A 15,414-nucleotide genomic window follows, 5' to 3' on the forward strand; every position below is an offset into this window, starting at 1 on the left:
GACCCGACGATCCGTGCCCGGAACGGTCGGGTGACCGGGCCGGGAGGCGACCTGCCCGCGCCGCGCTTGCGGTTCACGCGGCGTCAACTCCTACGGTCTGCGTGTGGGGCCGGACGGACCGGCCCGGCGAGGGAAGGACACCTTCGATGACGGCCTGGTCGATCGCGGACGTGGCCCGGATGTCCGGGGTGACGTCCCGGACCCTTCGGCACTACGACGACGTCGGCCTGCTGCCGCCCGCGTACGTCGCGGGCAACGGGCACCGCTACTACGAGGAGCCCCAGTTGCTGCGGCTCCAGCAGATCCTGCTGATGCGGGAGCTGGACGTGGGCCTGCGGGAGATCCAGGCCGTCCTGGACAGTCAGGCCGACCGGGTGTCCGTCCTGCGCGAGCACCACGCACGGCTGCTCGCGGAGCGGGACCGGATCGGGACCCTGGCCCGCACGGTGGCCCGCACCATCGCCGATCTTGAGGAAGGAGAGAACGAGGACATGGCGAGGATCAACCGCCCGGAGAACCTCTTCGAGGGGTTCACGCCCGACCCCGAGATGGAGGCCGAGGTACGCGAGCGCTGGCCGGCGGCCTACGAGGAGTCCCGGCAGGCGGTCGAGGGGATGGACCCGTCGACCACGGAGGAGTGGCAGCGCGAGGTCACCGCGCAGATGATCCGCTTCGCGGAGTTCATGGCCGCCGGAACCCCTGCCGCCGACCCGGCGGTCCAGGCCGAGGTGGACGTCCACTACCGGGGCGTCTGCCGCTTCTGGACCCCGAACGCCGAGGCGTACAAGGGCCTGGCGGCGACGTACGTCGAGGACCCGCGCTTTCGCGAGAACTTCGACAGGATCACTGAGGGTCTTGCCCCGTATCTGCGCGATGCGATGGCTGTCTACGCGGACGCCCGGCTGAGCTGACCACGGCCGGAGCGGTGCCGCGCTGCCGACGGGCTGCAGACCGTCGGCGGGCCGTCCTCGGGACGGTCGTGCCGCTCCTGTGCCTGGCCCCGTTCGCGGCCGGGCCGGTCCTCCGGAGTGCGGCCCCTTCATCACCGGGGCACCCACCGGCCGCGGCTCCGGGTGCGCGACGCGTGCACGTCGTCCCCGCCGCGCCGGTCGTCACACCGCCGCCGCGAGCCCCCGCGTCCCGGCGAGCGTGGGGTAGTCGTTGTAGCCCTCCTCCCCGCCCGTGTACATCAGGTACTGGTCCCGTACGGCGTTGAGCGGCGCGCCGGTCCGCAGGCGCTCGACCAGGTCGGGGTTGGCCAGGAAGCCGCGCCCGAGGGAGATCAGATCGGCCCCGGCGGCCAGCAGCCGCTCGCCGGCCGCGCGGCCCCCGTCGGGGGGCAGCGGCACGCCCCAGCCCAGGTCCGGGTTGGCGATCAGCGTGCCCGGCCAGGCCTGCCGGAGGGCCCTGAACAGCGGCTGCTCCGGGTCGGCGAAGATGATGTGCAGGTAGGCGAGGCCCTCGTCGGCCAGGGCGCCGACCAGCGCCGTGTAGATCGCCTCCGTCTCGCCGGCCTCGTCGACGCCGTTGATCGCGATCCCGGGAGAGACGCGCAGTCCGACCCGCTCCGGACCGATCGCGTCGGCCACCGCGCGGACGACCTCGACCGCGAACCGGATCCGGTTCTCGACCGGCCCGCCGTACGCGTCGCTCCGCCGGTTCGTGTTCGGTGCGAGGAACTGGTGCGGCAGCATGCCGTTGGCCGAGTGCACCTCGACCCCCTCGAAGCCCGCCCCGACGGCCCGCCGCGCGGCGTCGGCGTAGTCGGCGACGGTCGCCCGGATCTCCTCCGGGCTCAGCTCGTGCGGCACCACGGAGGCGGTGTGCCCGGCCCGCGTGTGGAGGCCGTCGGGGAGCGGCAGCGGCGACGGCGCGACCGGCGTGAACCCGCTGTTGTCCGGGTGTCCGATCCGGCCGCCGTGCTGCAGCTGCAGGAACATCCGCCCGCCCGCCGCCCTCACGGCACCGGTCACCGCGCGCCACCCGTCCACCTGGGCCGGCGTGTGGATGCCCGGGATGTCGGGGTAGGTCTGGCCGACGGCGTTGGGCGTCGTGCCCTCGGCGATGATCAGCCCGGCGGAGGCGCGCTGGGCGTAGTGCGTGGCCATGATGGGCGTCGGGACACCGTCGGCCGCGGCGCGGTTACGGGTCAGCGGGGCCATCACCAGCCGGTTGGGCAGGGCCAGCGGGCCGAGACGGGTGGGCTCGAAGAGGCGGGATCCTGCCGGGGAGTTCACGGTGTCGTTCGTCATGCCGGTACCGTAGAAGTTGACACCTGTGTCAGATTCAAGCGTCTTCGGGCGCCGGGACGAGGGGACGGGACACGATGCGGATCGGCGAACTGGCCCAGCGCAGTGGCGTGAGCGAACGCTCCCTGCGCTACTACGAGAAGCAGGGCATCCTCAGCTCCGAGCGCACCCCCGGCGGCCACCGCGACTACGGCGACTGGGCCGTCGACCGCGTCATCCGCATCCAGTCGCTGTACGCGGCCGGTCTCAACAGCCAGAAGATCGCCCAACTCCTCCCGTGCATGCGGGACGTCGACGCCGGACCGACCGCGCTGACCGACGGCCAGCTGGTCACCGAGCTGATCGGCGAGCGCGCGCGCATCGACCGCCTCATCGACGACCTCGTCCGCTCCCGCGAGGTCCTGGACGAGTTCATCGACACGGCGTCGGCGGCCGTCAGCCGCTGACGCGCGCCAGGATCTCGGGCGCGGCCTCGGCCAGGGTGCCGAAGTGCCGGTGCGAACCGTCCGCCGGGGACGGCGTGTTGACGGTCCAGACCGTCATGCCGGCCGCGCGCCCCGACCGTACGCCGGAGGGCGCGTCCTCGATGACGAGGCAGTCGGCCGGGTCTGCGCCCAGCTTCTCGGCGGCCAGCAGGTACGGCACGGGCGAAGGCTTCCCCTCGCTGACCGACGCCGCGTCCACGATCAGCCCCGGCACGGGCAGCCCGGTCCGCTCGAACCGCCCGCGCACCCGGTGCTCGTAGTTCGACGTCACGAGCGCCCACCGGTCGGCGGGCAGGCCCGCCAGCAGTTCGGCGGCACCGTCGAACGCGCTGTACGTCCCCGTCCGCACGTCCTCGTCCTCCAGCGCGTGCAGGAGGGCGAGGCACGCCTGCGGATCCGCCCCCGGCGCCACGGCCGCGAACGTCTCCACCGGCCGCGTCCGCAGCGCGACGGCGTACACCTCGTCCCCGTCGAGCCCGTGCCGGTCCGCCCAGGCATGCCAGACGCGCCGCTGGTTCTCGACGGCGTCCATGAGGGTGCCGTCGACGTCGAAGAGTACGAAGTTCTTCCTGGTCACACGCCCGAGGCTACGCCCACGAACGCGGCCCACGCAGAGGGGGCGACGGCGAGCCGGGGGCCGTCGGGGTTCTTGGAGTCGCGGATGTGGATGGTGGTGGGGGTGGTGGCGACCTCGATGCACTCGCCGCCTTCGCCACTGCTGTAGGTGCTCTTGAACCAGACGAGACCGGCGGTGCTCATAGCTCTCCCAGCATCTTCTCGATCAACTCCAGGGACTCGCGGGGCGTGAGTGCCTGTGCCCGGATGATTCCATAGCGCTCGGTGTACTGGCGTACGAGTTCGGGGTCGGTGATCAGCCGTGCGTGCCCGTAGATCTCGGTGTACGCGACCTCCCTCCGTCCTTTCGGGGTGAGGAGCGTGAACGAGCCGTCGAGCGACGGGTGTTCCGTGCGGTTGAACGGCATCACCTGGAGATGGGTAGTGCGCCTGTTGCCGACTTCCAGGAGGCGCCGGAGCTGCTCTCGGTGGACGTCGACGCCCCCGGTTGGGCGGTGCAGGATGGCCTCTTCCAGGACGAAGCTGATCGTCGGCGCAGGCCAGGTTTCGAGGATCGTTTGCCGTGCGAGGCGGCTGGCTACGCGCTTCTCGATCGTCTCCTCGTCCCACATGGAACGACGGTGGCCGTACACCGCACGCGCGTACGAAGGTGTCTGCAGCACACCCGGCACGGCGGTCACGGCGTAATAGTGCAGTGCCACCGCCTTGGCCTCGGCGTCCGCGAAGTCCTGGAACCAATCCGGATGCCGCACCCGCGCCCGCGCCAGCGCCTCCCGTACGTCGTCCACCGCCGCAGCCAGCACCCCGCCCGCGCCCAGTACGGGATCGGCCCGGACCAGGAAGTCCGGCTGCGGGGTCCGTACGCCGCGCTCGACGGACGAGATCAGGTCCTCGCTGCAGTGCGTGGCCTCCGCCAGCTCCGCCTGGCTCAGGCCCGCGTTCTTGCGCAGCACCTTGATGATTTTGCCCAGCGCCCTGAACAGGTGCGCCGTACCGTCGACTTCGGAGGGCCGTTCCGGCCGCTCCTCCTCGTTCCCCGACATCCGTACCGCCCTCTTGGCGTGCTCGTACCGCTACTCAGAGTCGTCGTGTCGCCCCTGGTCAGCGTACGGCCGGCGACCCAGGCTCGGGACCATGAAGACGGAAACGACCACCCCAACCAGTGAGTTCGGCGGCGTGTTCGCGCAGCGGCTCTCCTCGACGCGCCGGGGCGCACGCCTGGCGCGGCTGCTGGCCGTGCAGCAGATGCGCGACTGGGGGCTGACGGACGTCGCCGCCGCCGAGCTCGTCGTCGCGGAGCTCGCGAACAACGCGGTGACGCACGGGCGCGTGCCCGGCCGGGATTTCGAGGTGCGGCTGACGCTGGGGGAGGGGCTGCTCCGGGTCGAGGTCTCCGACACCCGGGGCGAGCGCGAACCGCGGCCCGCCGCGGAGGCCTCCCGCCACCCCGCCGAGAACGGTTACGGCCTCCCCCTCGTGGCGGCCCTGTCCACCGCGTGGGGCGTGAAGGGCCGGTCGGTCGGCAAGACGGTCTGGGCGACCGTCGAAACCCGGTGAACGGGGACCTTGATCTCAACTTTGCTTGAGGTTCTAGGTTTCCTTCCGCATCCAGTGACCACCACGCGCAGCCGGCGGCGTACTGGACCGGGCCGGCCCATGAGTCCCTGATCGCGTTCACCCGCCCCCGCCAGGCCGAACTCGGCTTCACGCAGCCCCGGTACTGGCTGCTGCGCAACCTGCCTCAGGGCGGAGGACGACCTGGGGGACGAGGCGCGCGCCGACCTCGAGCGGCACACCCCGGCCATCCGTGAGCGCATCCACCAGGGCATCGACGACGCCGACTACGTCATCGCCCTGAAGGTGCTCCGGCAGATGCTCCGGAACACCGGCAGCACCCTGGTCCGACCGGTGCCGGCCGGGGGCCCGTCCGCGAGGTGACGTATCTGCGGGTGAAAGCCGTCCGCCTGGAGAGTGAGTAAAGCGCTCCTATCGCGATGTTCCCGCTTGTCTCCACAAATCATCTTGTTTTGGCAAAGTGCCAGCGTGTTGATGAGGAGACAGGCGATGAGTCGGACCAGCTACGGCAACGACCTGCGGGCGCGGATCGCCGCGCCCGGGACCACCCCTTTGATCGGCGTCTACGACATGTACTCGGCGTCCGTCGCCGCCGAGCACTACGACGGGATGTTCGTGTCCGGCTTCGGCTTCGCGGCCTCGTACTACGGCCTGCCGGACATCGGCTTCATCGCGTGGCCGGACATGGTGGCCTTCGTGCAGCGGCTGCGCGGGGCCTTCCCGCGGCACCACCTGCTCGTCGACATCGACGACGGCTACGTCGACCCCGAGGTGGCGTGCCATGTGGTGGAGGGCCTGGAGCGGATCGGCGCGTCCGGGGTGATCCTGGAGGATCAGAAGCGCCCCCGGCGCTGCGGTCACGCGGACGGCAAGCAGGTGCTGCCGCTCGACGAGTACGTGGCCAAGCTGGAGATGGTGCTGCAGACCCGGCGGGACCTGGTGGTCGTGGCCCGTACGGACGCGACGGACGAGGACGACATCCTGCGGCGGGCCGAGCGCCTGGCGGCCACGGAGGCGGACGTCGTCCTCGTGGACGGCGTGCGGAGCGTGGACTGGATCCGCCGGATCCGCGAGGTGGTCGGCGGCAAGCCCCTCCTCTTCAACCAGATCGCCGGAGGCAAGTCCCCCCGCCTCTCCCTCTCCGAACTCACCGACCTGGGCGTGGACGTGGCGATCTACTCGACGCCGTGCCTCTTCGCCGCGCACTCCGCGATGGACGCGGCCCTCGTCGAACTGAAGGCCGCGGACGGGCGTCTGCCCTCCTTCGACCCGGAGAGCGGTGTCGGTGTCGCCGCCTCGACCCGCCTCCTGGAGCGCAACATCGCGAGGCACCACGAGACGCGCGAGCAGGTCGGCGCGTGACCCCCCTGATCCCGGGGCAGCGGACGGCGGCCCGCACGGCCCTCCCGCTGCTGGGTGCGGTCCTGCTCGCGGCCGCCGGCGCCGCGCCCGCGGTGGCGGGCGACAGTCTCGTCACCGTCATCGACAACTCCCACGCCGACTCCGTCCTGGAGGTGGACCGCGCGGCCAACGTCCAGTACGGCAGCGGCGGCACGGCCGGCAGCGACCACGACGGCAGCGCGGTCGAGGCCGTCCAGGCCCTGGTGGGCCGGGTGGGCGCCCCGGACGACGACTGATCCCCCCGGCCGACGACGCCGACCGGCCGGACACCGCCCTCGTGGTGTCCGGCCGGTCGCGTGTGCCCGTCCGGCCGGCCCCTGGGGTCAGTCCTCCAGCAGGTCCACGAGCCCCTCCTCGTCGAGCTCCAGGGGCTCCGGTCCGTCTTCGAGGGTGACCGCGTTCGCGGCGGCCGCGCCGGGGGTGGCGGCCTGGGCGGCGGAGGCGAAACCGAGGAGGCCGCCGGTCAGGGCGAGAGCGGCGACGAGGGCGCGGGAGGTGGTGGTGAGGTTCATGCCCGGACCAACGATCAGGTCCGCCCGCCGGTCACGGAGTGTGACGCGGAAGAGGGAGAAGCGCACACTCCGTGCCCGAGCGCCCCTGGGGGTGAGCCGCGCAGGGGGTAGGAAGGGCCTACGCCGCGCCGCCGCGTTCCACCACGCCCCGCACGTAGGCCGCCTGGCCCGCGTGCTGGTTGTCCTCGGCGATGACGCTGACCAGGCGGACGCCCAGGGTGACGTGAGGGGTCCAGCGGGTGTCGACCACGCGGTCGAGGTCGGCGTTCGAGAGCGGGGTGACGCGGGCGAGGGTGCGGGCGTGGACCGCGTCGTAGTAGTCGAGGAGGAGGTCGGCCGGGGCGTGCACGGCGGCGACCTGTGCGGGGGAGTGGCCGAAGCCGGTGGCGTCCTCGGGGAAGGGGAGGCCGAAACGGCCGGACCAGCCCTCGGACGTCCAGATCTGCTCGGTGCCGAACGCGTCGGCGATGTGATCGTCCTGAATGCGGGTCAGGTGCCAGACCAGCCAGGCGATCGAGTTGGCCTCGGGGTCGACCCGTGCCACCAGCTCCTTCTCCGACAGGCCCTCGACGGCCTGGTGCACGGCCTCCAGGACCCGGGCGAACGCGTCCGTCAGAAGCTCGGCGCTCTTCATGGCCCTCCTCGTAGGGTGGCGACGTGAAAGAGATGGATCTGGCTGCGGCGGACGGGCGGTCCCTGCACGTCTACGACAGCGGTGGTGACGGACCCGTCGTCTTCTGGCACCACGGTACGCCGAACATCGGCACCCCGCCCCGTCCGCTGTTCGCCGCGGCCGGCCGGCTCGGGGTGCGCTGGGTGTCGTACGACCGGCCCGGCTACGGGGGCTCCGACGCGCGTCCGGGGCGGTCCGTGGGTTCCGCCGCCGAGGACGTGCGGACGGTCGCCGACGCGCTCGGGATCCGGCGCCTCGGTGTCCTCGGGCACTCCGGCGGCGGCCCCCACGCCCTGGCCTGCGCGGCGCTGCTGCCCGGCCGGGTGACCGCCGCCGTCAGCGTCTCCGGCCTCGCGCCCTACGAGCCGCAGGCCGCCGGGGAATGGTTCGCGGGCATGACTCCGTCCGGGGAGGCGGCGCTGCGTGCCGCCGTTCGGGGGAGGGCGGAGAAGGAGGCGTACGAGGCCTCGGCCGCGTACGACCCCGAGATGTTCACCCCCGCCGACCACGCCGCCCTGGCCGGGGAGTGGGCCTGGTTCGACGAGGTCGTCGGGCCCGCGCTTGCGCACGGCCCCGGCGGACTGGTCGACGACGACCTGGCCTACGTGGCGCCCTGGGGCTTCGAGCCGGAGGGCGTCGCCGTGCCCGTGCTGCTCCTGCACGGCGCGCGCGATCGCGTCGTCCCCGTCGCCCACGCGCGCCGGCTCGCCGCCCGCTGCCCGGCCGCCGAGCTGCGGCTCGGGGCCGAGGACGGGCACCTGTCGGTGCTGCGGGAGGCGACGGCGGCGCTGGAGTGGCTGGCCGGCCGGGAGTAGGCGGTCGGGGGTGGGCGCTTGGGCGGGGACTCAGATGCGGTGGTAGTGGTAGCCCTCGCCGTGGGAGGGGCCCACGTCGTGGATGATCCCGCTCGGCACGGCGAGCTTGAACGCCGACGTGTCACCGTTCGTGCAGTAGGGATACGAGCCGGAACGGGCCTGGTCCAGGATCGTGGTGCCCAGGTTGATGCGGTTGCCTCCGTCGCTGATCGAGACCAGCTTGGCCACGTACTCGCAGTGGGCGCCGTTGAGGTCGTTGATCATGCGGGCGGCGATCTGGCCCGGGGCGACCCGGTAGATGTAGACCGTCTGCGGCTGCATGAGGTTGTAGTCGGCGGTGTACTTCCACGTGCCGACGAAGGCCGACGGGACGCGGTTGTCGCTGGTCGCCGGGGGCCTGGTCGTGGCGGGCGGCTTCGGCGCCGTACCGCCGGAGGACGAGGAGCCGCCGCCCGAGGACGTCACCGCACCGCCGGACGTGCTCGTGGCCGAGCCGCCGCCCGAGTTCGTGCTGCCGCCGCTCGCCGGCAGACCCCCGCCGGAGCCGCCGCCGACGACCGCGCCACCGGCCGCGGCTCCGCCCGCGCCACCGGGCGGCGGCGCCGTCGTCGGGGAACCCGGGGCCTTCGTGGGCGTGCCGGGCGGGGGAGCGGACGAGGGGCCGGTGGTGGAGGCGGGCGGACCGGTGGTGCCGGGGGCGCCCTGGAGGTCGCGCTCCTTCGCGCCGGCGTCGATCAGCTTCACGACCGTGCCGCTGATGCCGAGCACCATGAAGACGGCGGCCACGACCGCCCACACGCGGGAGGCGCGGCGCGGCTCGCGGCGGGCACTCCCGGCGGTGGGCGTCCCGGTCCGACCGGCGGGTTCCCCGGCCTCGCCGTCCGCCTGCGGACGCAGCCCCACCGTGCCCGTGTCCGGCGCCTGCGCCGCCTCCGCCGCCTCCCGCTCCAGCTCCTCCGACAGCGCCTCCACGTCGAGCAGCCGGGCCGCCTGGCGTGCCAGCCGCGCCACGAGCTCCGGCGGCAGCCACGCCCCCGCCGTCGCCCCCCGGCCCGACTCCTCGCCCGGCAGGGCGGGGTCGGCGAGCAGGGCCGCGATGCCCGGCCGCTCCTCGGGGTCCTTGATCAGGCAGCGTCCGATGAAGGCGCGCAGCTCCTCCGACTCCACCCGGTCGAGCTCCGGCTCGGCCTCCACGATCTGGAACATGATCGCGTGCTGGTTGCTGGCCCCGTGCCCGAACGGCAGCCGCCCGGTCGCCGCGTACATCAGCACGCAGCCGAGGGCGAAGACGTCGGCCGCCGGGCCGAGGGACTCGCCGCGGACCTGCTCGGGGGCCATGAAGCCGGGAGAGCCGACCACCATGCCCGTGCTGGTGAGCAGCGACTCGACGGAGGGCTCCAGGGCCCGCGCGATGCCGAAGTCGATCACCCGGGGGCCCTCGACCGTGAGCATCACGTTGGACGGCTTGAGGTCCCGGTGCAGGATGCCGGCCCCGTGGATGCCCTGGAGGGCCCGCAGCAGGCCGAGCGCGAGGGCCAGGACCGAGTCGGCCGGCAGCGGACCGTGCTCCCGGACCACCTGCTCCAGGGACGGACCGGGCACGAAGCCGGTGGCCACCCAGGGCAGCTCCGCCTCCGGGTCGGCGTCCAGGACGGGCGCGGTGTAGTGCTCGCCCACCTTCCGCACGGCCTCGATCTCGCGGCGGAACCGGGCCCGGAACTGCGGATCCTGCGCGTGCTCCGCGTGCACGACCTTCACCGCCACCGTGCGCCCGCCCTCGGAGCGGGCCACGAACACCCGGCCCATGCCGCCGGAGCCGAGCCGGCCGAGGAGCCGGTACGGGCCGATCAGCCGTGGGTCGCCGGACGCGAGCGGTTCCATGCCGCTACCGCCCCCGCCGCTCCCCTTGCCCCGCCGTTCGTCGTTCCCGCCGCCGCTCATGCCGGTCTGGTCCCCCTGGTCGTCCCTGCCCCGTGGTCGGTCGAACGCGCACAGCGTAGATGAGTACGCGTCAAGTGGACGCCGGGGGACGACGCTTGGGTTCCGTCCGCACATTCCCCTTACGGGCGGGACCCACGGGCGCTCGCGGCCGGGCTCACGGGCGGGGGCCTACGGGCGGGGACGCCCGCGCCGCCACTCCGCCACCGCCGCCTCCACGTCGAACAACGTCAGGTTCAGCGGCGGCCCGGCCGGCGGCCGGGCCAGGGCTTCGGCGATCTTGGTGTTGATCTCGCCGAGGACGCGGCGCAGCTGCGCCTCCGAGACGGCCGTCCGCGCGGCCTCCGCCGCGTCCTCGGCCTCCTTGCGCAGGGCCAGCGCGGGCGGCAGCACCGAGGCGCCCTCGCGGTGCATCTTCCGCTTGATCCACCACAGCTCGTCGTAGGGGGCGGCCTCGTCCGCGAGCGGCTTGCCGAAGCCTTCGAGGCGGGAGAACTCGCCGCGCTCGGTCGCCTCACGGATCTGCTTGTCGACGAACGACTCGAAGCTGACTCCGGGCGGTTTCCGTTCGGTCATGCGTCCAGCGTACGGACCCGCTCACCCGAACGGCGGCGGTCCGGACGGGGGAAAACGGCAGGAGCCCCGTTCCGTGCGCTCGACGCGCACGGGGCGGGGCTCCTTGGGTACAGCTCTAGAGATCGCGATCTTCGTCGATCCGGGTCACTTAGACCGGGGTGACGTTCTCCGCCTGCGGACCCTTCGGGCCCTGCGTGACGTCGAAGTTCACCTGCTGGTTCTCCTCGAGGGAGCGGAAGCCAGAGGCGTTGATCGCGGAGTAGTGGACGAAGACATCCGGGCCGCCGCCTTCCTGGGCAATGAAGCCAAAGCCCTTTTCAGCGTTGAACCACTTCACGGTTCCGGTAGCCATGAGCCCTCCTATGGGCCAAAGGGTCGCCCTGCTCCAGAACCTGCATACCAAGTCTGAAAACTACAAAAGCCTGCGGGTCACATGCTCCGCAGGCTCTGTACTGCAAGGGAAACCAAACTGCAACTTGCGTCGAGCGTAGCACGCAGCGTGGTCGAAGCGGTAGAGGGAAAGATCACGTCACCCACATGTTTGATCCACCCGTACACGCTGACGCGCCCCCGGCGATGTCCACCGTTCGAGACGGGTCTAGCCTCGCGATGTGGACAATGCAACCGACGACCACCAGCGCAGCCGGCCCCGCGTCGGACACATCCAGTTCCTGAACTGCCTCCCCCTCTACTGGGGCCTCGCCAGGACCGGCACGCTCCTCGATCTGGACCTCACGAAGGACACCCCCGAGAAGCTCAGCGAGCGGCTCGTCCGGGGCGATCTCGACATCGGTCCCGTCACCCTCGTCGAATACCTCCGCCATGCCGGCGACCTCGTCGCCCTCCCCGACATCGCCGTGGGCTGCGACGGGCCCGTCATGTCCTGCGTGATCGTCTCGCAGCGCCCGCTGGAGCAGCTGGACGGGGCGCGGGTGGCCCTCGGTTCCACCTCGCGCACGTCCGTGCGCCTGGCCCAGCTGCTGCTGGCCGAGCGGTACGGCGTCACGCCCGACTACTACACGTGCCCGCCCGACCTCGGGCTGATGATGCAGGAGGCGGAGGCGGCGGTGCTGATCGGCGACGCGGCCCTGAGGGCCTCGCTGCACGACGCGCCCCGGCTCGGACTGCAGGTCCACGACCTGGGGCTGATGTGGAAGGACTGGACGGGCCTGCCGTTCGTCTTCGCCGTGTGGGCGGCCCGCAAGGACTTCCTGGCCCGCGAGCCGGAGACCGTCCACGACGTGCACCGGGCCTTCCTGGCCTCGCGCGACCTGTCCCTGGAGGAGGTCGCCAAGGTCGCCGAGCAGGCGGCCCGCTGGGAGACCTTCGACGCGGAGCTCCTGGAGCGGTACTTCCGTACCCTCGACTTCCGCTTCGGGCCCGAGCAGCTCGCCGGCGTGCGGGAGTTCGCCCGCAGGACCGGCCCGACCACCGGTTTCCCGGCGGACGTGCGGGTGGAGCTGCTGGAGGCCCGCTGACGGGCGGAGCCGGTCAGGACGAGGGGATCGGCGCCTGGAGCTGCTTGCTGATCCAGGCGATCGTGCCCTCGTCCATGCCCTTGACGTAGCTGCGCGCGTTGTGCCCGCCGTTCTGGATCACCTGGAGGTGGGCCTTCACCGGCCCCTTGTTGGTGTACGCCCGCATGAAGGCGTTCAGCTTGCCGCGGCTGGTCTCCCTGGTGCCGATCTGGAAGCCCAGGTAGACCCGGTTCCCCGGCGTGTCGGGCTTCCGGTTGAGCGCGGCGGCCAGCTTCTCCGGGTTGTTCGCCTGCTGCTCCTTCCCGTGCCCCTTCCACAGCGGGGAGTCCGGGACGTAGTCCGGTCCGGAGGCGATGGCGGCCTTGAACCTGTCCGGCTTCTGCAGCACGGACTTGAGCGCGACGAAGCCGCCCGAGGACGAGCCCATGAAGGCCCAGCCGTCCCGGGACTTGAAGGTCCGGAAATTGGCCCGGACGAAATCCGGCACGTCCTCGGTCAGCCAGGTGCCCATCTTCGGCTGGCCCGGAATATCACTGCCGTCGTAGTAGTGCTTGTCGTCCGGGTTGAGAACGGGCATCACGAGAATGAACGGAAGGCTCTTTCCCTCCTCGGACCACCGCGCCACGCTCGACTGCAGTTTGAGGTCCGTGCCCATCCAGTAATTCGTCGGATAGCCGACCCCGCCGGGCAGGGAGATGAGGACCGGGAAGCCGCTGTCCGCGTACTTCGGGTCGAAATACTGCTTGGGGGCCCACACCCACACCTTGCCCGTGAACCCGGACTTCTCGCCGTGGACTTCGGTGACACCGATCTTGGTGCCGTCCTCGACCGTGTTGGCCGTGGTGAAGGTCGCCTTCGGCCCCGTCGGGAAGACGGTCTCGGGCACCTTGGCGCCGCCCGTCCTGCCCTTGCCCGTGTGCTGCTGCGCGACCTGGTGGTTGGCGGACCGCTCGCCGCGCGGCGTGTCGAAGGAGACCGGCTCGTCCTCGTCCTTCGAGCAGCCGGTCACCACGGCGAGGGTGGTGCCGAGGGCGAGAGCGGCCGCGAGGGTCCGGGTGAGCGGGCTGCGACGAGTCATGACGGGTCTCCGTGCGGTTCGGCGTGCGTTTCGGGTAATACGGCGGATTCCGGAGAAGGAGAGGGATCCCGGCCGCGTTCGGTTGGCTCGGGACCGGGACGAATCCGCGCCGAGGCCCTGGCGTAGGCTGGTTCGGTCCGTGCAGTACGCGTCCGAACCCTCCGAAAGGGACACACCCGGTGACCGAGAAGGCCGAACTCCAGTCCGTTCTCGACCGCGCCGCCGAGGGTGGCCGGATCACTCCCGAGGAGGCGCTCGACCTCTACCGCTCGGCGCCGCTGCACGCCCTCGGCGCCGCCGCCGACGCCGTGCGCCGCCGCCGGTACGCGGGGACCGAGCACATCGCGACGTACATCATCGAGCGCAACATCAACTACACGAACGTCTGTGTGACGGCGTGCAAGTTCTGCGCCTTCTACGCGGCCCCGAAGGACACGAAGAAGGGCTGGACCCGCGACCTCGACGACATCCTGCGCCGCTGCGCGGAGACCGTGGAGCTCGGCGGCACCCAGATCATGTTCCAGGGCGGGCACCACCCGGACTTCGGCGTCGAGTACTACGAGAAGCACTTCGCGGCCATCAAGGCGGAGTTCCCGCAGCTGGTCATCCACTCCCTCGGCGCCTCCGAGGTCGAGCACATGGCCCGCATCTCCGGCGTCTCCGTCGAGGAGGCCATCACCCGGATCCACGCGGCCGGCCTCGACTCGTTCGCCGGCGCCGGCGCGGAGCTCCTCCCCGAGCGCCCGCGCAAGGCCATCGCGCCGCTCAAGGAGTCCGGCGAGCGCTGGCTGGAGATCATGGAGATCGCCCACAAGCTGGGCGTCGAGTCCACCTCCACGATGCTCATGGGCACCGGCGAGACCAACGCCGAGCGCATCGAGCACCTGCGGATGATCCGCGACACGCAGGACCGGACGGGTGGCTTCCGGGCCTTCATCCCGTACCTGTACCAGCCCGAGAACAACCACCTGAAGGGCCGCACGCAGGCCACGATCTTCGAGTACCTGCGGATGATCGCCATCGGCCGGCTCTTCATGGACAACATCGCCCACATCCAGGGCTCCTGGCTGACCACGGGCAAGGAGATCGGTCAGCTCACCCTGCACTACGGCGCCGACGACCTCGGCTCGATCATGCTGGAGGAGAACGTCGTCTCCTCGGCCGGTGCCAAGCACCGCTCCAACCTGCGCGAGATGATCGACATGATCCGCACCGCGGACCGCGTCCCGGCCCAGCGCTCGACCACCTACGAGCACCTGGTCGTCCACGACGACCCGGCGAACGACCCGGTCGACGAGCGCGTGGCCTCCCACATCTCGTCCATCGCGATCGAGGGCGGCACGGCCCACCCCGAGCTGAAGCTGCTCGACGCGAACTGACCGGAACGAAGGCCCCATGCTGACGCTGCACGTCGCCGACGCGTCGCCCGAGAACGCGGTCCTCGTCGACGGCGCGCTCGTCGCGGCCGTCGGCCCGTACGAGGAACTGGCCGCCGCGAACCAGGACGCGCGGCTGCGCCGGTGGCCCGGCATCCTCACGCCCGGGCTGCTCAACCCGTACGGTCCCGAACTCCTCGAACAGACCTACCACCCCGACCCGCGCGAGGCCGACACGTACGGCACCGAGCCCCTCACGGGGGAGCGGGCGCGGGAGATCTTCCGCACCGACCCCGCGCGGCTCGGCGCCAGCGCGCGGCGCGGGGTGCAGCGGCTCCTCGCGCACGGCACCGTCGCCGTCGCCGGCGAACTGCGCGGGCGGGCCGCCCAGGACGCGGTGCGCCGGGCCGGGCTCGCCGTCGGGCAGCGCCCGCCGAACCTGCCGGGACCGCCGTCGCTCTCGCCGGCGCCGCTCGTGCTGCTGCCCCGCCTGGCGCCGGGCGGCCCGGCCCGCTTCGCGGTCTTCGACGTACCCGACCGGGCGGCCCTGGTCCGCCGGGGCGCGGCCACCTGCGTGGCCACCGTCCTCGCCGGGCGCCTGGTCTACCGGGCCCGCTGACCGCAGGGCCCGGGGCGCCCTGCGACAATGCGGGCGTAACGTCAGCCGGCAGTACGACACAAG

The 15,414-nt window shown here is 72.1% G+C and carries 19 protein-coding genes and 1 pseudogene; 10 read left to right on the top strand and 10 right to left on the bottom strand.

Translation table 11 applies throughout. The features are described from left to right. Positions 1–146 precede the first annotated feature (146 nt). Positions 147–911, top strand: coding sequence for a MerR family transcriptional regulator (locus AB0M16_RS00905; RefSeq protein ID WP_365337314.1), 765 nt, complete (start codon positions 147–149; stop codon positions 909–911). A gap of 201 nt (positions 912–1,112) precedes the next feature. Here the strand turns inward: AB0M16_RS00905 and AB0M16_RS00910 are convergent, their stop codons facing one another. Then, positions 1,113–2,252: an alkene reductase gene (locus AB0M16_RS00910; RefSeq protein ID WP_365337316.1), complete on the bottom strand. Its 1,140-nt coding sequence runs from the start codon at positions 2,250–2,252 to the stop codon at positions 1,113–1,115. A gap of 74 nt (positions 2,253–2,326) precedes the next feature. Here AB0M16_RS00910 and AB0M16_RS00915 point away from each other — a divergent pair, with 74 nt between their 5' ends. Continuing rightward, complete coding sequence (locus AB0M16_RS00915) at positions 2,327–2,695, top strand: MerR family transcriptional regulator (protein ID WP_365337318.1); 369 nt, start codon at positions 2,327–2,329, stop codon at positions 2,693–2,695. Here the strand turns inward: AB0M16_RS00915 and AB0M16_RS00920 are convergent. The 3 genes from AB0M16_RS00920 to AB0M16_RS00930 are packed head-to-tail and all read right to left on the bottom strand — an operon-like array spanning position 2,685 to position 4,353. Continuing rightward, positions 2,685–3,311, bottom strand: coding sequence for an HAD-IA family hydrolase (locus tag AB0M16_RS00920; RefSeq protein WP_365337320.1), 627 nt, complete (start codon positions 3,309–3,311; stop codon positions 2,685–2,687). The two genes, AB0M16_RS00915 and AB0M16_RS00920, sit on opposite strands and share 11 nt — an antisense overlap. Then, complete coding sequence (locus AB0M16_RS00925) at positions 3,308–3,493, bottom strand: DUF397 domain-containing protein (RefSeq protein WP_365337322.1); 186 nt, start codon at positions 3,491–3,493, stop codon at positions 3,308–3,310. Before AB0M16_RS00925 ends, AB0M16_RS00920 begins: the two co-directional genes overlap by 4 nt. Then, a complete protein-coding gene (locus tag AB0M16_RS00930; protein WP_365337324.1) occupies positions 3,490–4,353 on the bottom strand; it encodes a helix-turn-helix transcriptional regulator in 864 nt (287 codons plus the stop codon). Before AB0M16_RS00930 ends, AB0M16_RS00925 begins: the two co-directional genes overlap by 4 nt. A 91-nt stretch (positions 4,354–4,444) precedes the next feature. On the opposite strand from AB0M16_RS00930, the gene AB0M16_RS00935 reads away from it, so the two are divergent. The 4 genes and pseudogenes from AB0M16_RS00935 to AB0M16_RS00950 all read left to right on the top strand — a co-directional run bounded on the left by AB0M16_RS00935 (position 4,445) and on the right by AB0M16_RS00950 (position 6,522). After that, positions 4,445–4,867 (top strand): ATP-binding protein, encoded by a 423-nt coding sequence (locus AB0M16_RS00935; RefSeq protein WP_365337326.1) that lies wholly within the window; start codon positions 4,445–4,447, stop codon positions 4,865–4,867. A gap of 65 nt (positions 4,868–4,932) precedes the next feature. Continuing rightward, positions 4,933–5,248, top strand: a pseudogene (locus AB0M16_RS00940) (hypothetical protein); the annotation flags it as partial. A 126-nt stretch (positions 5,249–5,374) separates the two neighbouring features. Continuing rightward, positions 5,375–6,247 carry an isocitrate lyase/PEP mutase family protein gene (locus AB0M16_RS00945; RefSeq protein ID WP_365337328.1) on the top strand — a complete coding sequence of 291 codons (873 nt, stop codon included), beginning with the start codon at positions 5,375–5,377 and terminating at the stop codon, positions 6,245–6,247. Further along, entirely contained in the window at positions 6,244–6,522 is a 279-nt protein-coding gene (locus tag AB0M16_RS00950; protein WP_365337330.1) for a hypothetical protein, read from the top strand. Before AB0M16_RS00945 ends, AB0M16_RS00950 begins: the two co-directional genes overlap by 4 nt. A gap of 87 nt (positions 6,523–6,609) precedes the next feature. On the opposite strand, the gene AB0M16_RS00955 is transcribed toward AB0M16_RS00950, so the two are convergent. Further along, positions 6,610–6,798 carry a hypothetical protein gene (locus tag AB0M16_RS00955; protein WP_365337332.1) on the bottom strand — a complete coding sequence of 63 codons (189 nt, stop codon included), beginning with the start codon at positions 6,796–6,798 and terminating at the stop codon, positions 6,610–6,612. Between the two features lie 118 nt (positions 6,799–6,916). Then, positions 6,917–7,432: a DUF664 domain-containing protein gene (locus AB0M16_RS00960; RefSeq protein WP_365337334.1), complete on the bottom strand. Its 516-nt coding sequence runs from the start codon at positions 7,430–7,432 to the stop codon at positions 6,917–6,919. Between the two features lie 32 nt (positions 7,433–7,464). Between AB0M16_RS00960 and AB0M16_RS00965 the strand changes: the two genes are divergently transcribed. Beyond that, complete coding sequence (locus AB0M16_RS00965; RefSeq protein WP_365337930.1) at positions 7,465–8,286, top strand: alpha/beta fold hydrolase; 822 nt, start codon at positions 7,465–7,467, stop codon at positions 8,284–8,286. Between the two features lie 30 nt (positions 8,287–8,316). Here the strand turns inward: AB0M16_RS00965 and AB0M16_RS00970 are convergent, their stop codons facing one another. The 3 genes from AB0M16_RS00970 to AB0M16_RS00980 all read right to left on the bottom strand — a co-directional run bounded on the left by AB0M16_RS00970 (position 8,317) and on the right by AB0M16_RS00980 (position 11,152). After that, positions 8,317–10,167, bottom strand: coding sequence for a serine/threonine-protein kinase (locus AB0M16_RS00970; protein WP_365337336.1), 1,851 nt, complete (start codon positions 10,165–10,167; stop codon positions 8,317–8,319). Positions 10,168–10,395: 228 nt separating this feature from the next. Beyond that, positions 10,396–10,800, bottom strand: coding sequence for a DUF1992 domain-containing protein (locus tag AB0M16_RS00975; RefSeq protein ID WP_365337338.1), 405 nt, complete (start codon positions 10,798–10,800; stop codon positions 10,396–10,398). Between the two features lie 148 nt (positions 10,801–10,948). Continuing rightward, positions 10,949–11,152 carry a cold-shock protein gene (locus AB0M16_RS00980; protein WP_046908818.1) on the bottom strand — a complete coding sequence of 68 codons (204 nt, stop codon included), beginning with the start codon at positions 11,150–11,152 and terminating at the stop codon, positions 10,949–10,951. A gap of 259 nt (positions 11,153–11,411) precedes the next feature. Between AB0M16_RS00980 and AB0M16_RS00985 the strand changes: the two genes are divergently transcribed. Beyond that, the gene (locus AB0M16_RS00985; protein ID WP_365337340.1) at positions 11,412–12,278 is read left to right on the top strand and encodes a menaquinone biosynthesis protein; all 867 of its coding nucleotides are present in this window, start codon (positions 11,412–11,414) and stop codon (positions 12,276–12,278) included. Between the two features lie 13 nt (positions 12,279–12,291). On the opposite strand, the gene AB0M16_RS00990 is transcribed toward AB0M16_RS00985, so the two are convergent. Then, positions 12,292–13,356, bottom strand: a complete 1,065-nt coding sequence (locus tag AB0M16_RS00990; RefSeq protein WP_365337342.1) for an alpha/beta hydrolase-fold protein — start codon at positions 13,354–13,356, stop codon at positions 12,292–12,294. A gap of 179 nt (positions 13,357–13,535) precedes the next feature. Here AB0M16_RS00990 and mqnC point away from each other — a divergent pair, with 179 nt between their 5' ends. Then, on the top strand, positions 13,536–14,735 hold the full coding sequence (gene mqnC, locus AB0M16_RS00995) for a cyclic dehypoxanthinyl futalosine synthase (RefSeq protein WP_365337344.1): 1,200 nt from the start codon (positions 13,536–13,538) through the stop codon (positions 14,733–14,735). Between the two features lie 16 nt (positions 14,736–14,751). Continuing rightward, positions 14,752–15,351 (top strand): hypothetical protein, encoded by a 600-nt coding sequence (locus AB0M16_RS01000; RefSeq protein WP_365337346.1) that lies wholly within the window; start codon positions 14,752–14,754, stop codon positions 15,349–15,351. Positions 15,352–15,414 lie beyond the last annotated feature (63 nt).

The sequence above is a fragment of the Streptomyces sp. NPDC051921 genome (assembly GCF_040680975.1).
GTDB lineage: Bacteria > Actinomycetota > Actinomycetes > Streptomycetales > Streptomycetaceae > Streptomyces.

Coding starts and splice junctions, on each gene's coding strand:
- AB0M16_RS00905 (WP_365337314.1), top strand. CDS start 147: ATGACGGCCTGGTCGATCGCGGACGTGGCCCGGATGTCCGGGGTGACG.
- AB0M16_RS00910 (WP_365337316.1), bottom strand. CDS start 2,252: ATGACGAACGACACCGTGAACTCCCCGGCAGGATCCCGCCTCTTCGAG.
- AB0M16_RS00915 (WP_365337318.1), top strand. CDS start 2,327: ATGCGGATCGGCGAACTGGCCCAGCGCAGTGGCGTGAGCGAACGCTCC.
- AB0M16_RS00925 (WP_365337322.1), bottom strand. CDS start 3,493: ATGAGCACCGCCGGTCTCGTCTGGTTCAAGAGCACCTACAGCAGTGGC.
- AB0M16_RS00930 (WP_365337324.1), bottom strand. CDS start 4,353: ATGTCGGGGAACGAGGAGGAGCGGCCGGAACGGCCCTCCGAAGTCGAC.
- AB0M16_RS00935 (WP_365337326.1), top strand. CDS start 4,445: ATGAAGACGGAAACGACCACCCCAACCAGTGAGTTCGGCGGCGTGTTC.
- AB0M16_RS00945 (WP_365337328.1), top strand. CDS start 5,375: ATGAGTCGGACCAGCTACGGCAACGACCTGCGGGCGCGGATCGCCGCG.
- AB0M16_RS00955 (WP_365337332.1), bottom strand. CDS start 6,798: ATGAACCTCACCACCACCTCCCGCGCCCTCGTCGCCGCTCTCGCCCTG.
- AB0M16_RS00960 (WP_365337334.1), bottom strand. CDS start 7,432: ATGAAGAGCGCCGAGCTTCTGACGGACGCGTTCGCCCGGGTCCTGGAG.
- AB0M16_RS00965 (WP_365337930.1), top strand. CDS start 7,465: ATGGATCTGGCTGCGGCGGACGGGCGGTCCCTGCACGTCTACGACAGC.
- AB0M16_RS00970 (WP_365337336.1), bottom strand. CDS start 10,167: ATGGAACCGCTCGCGTCCGGCGACCCACGGCTGATCGGCCCGTACCGG.
- AB0M16_RS00975 (WP_365337338.1), bottom strand. CDS start 10,800: ATGACCGAACGGAAACCGCCCGGAGTCAGCTTCGAGTCGTTCGTCGAC.
- AB0M16_RS00980 (WP_046908818.1), bottom strand. CDS start 11,152: ATGGCTACCGGAACCGTGAAGTGGTTCAACGCTGAAAAGGGCTTTGGC.
- AB0M16_RS00990 (WP_365337342.1), bottom strand. CDS start 13,356: ATGACTCGTCGCAGCCCGCTCACCCGGACCCTCGCGGCCGCTCTCGCC.
- AB0M16_RS01000 (WP_365337346.1), top strand. CDS start 14,752: ATGCTGACGCTGCACGTCGCCGACGCGTCGCCCGAGAACGCGGTCCTC.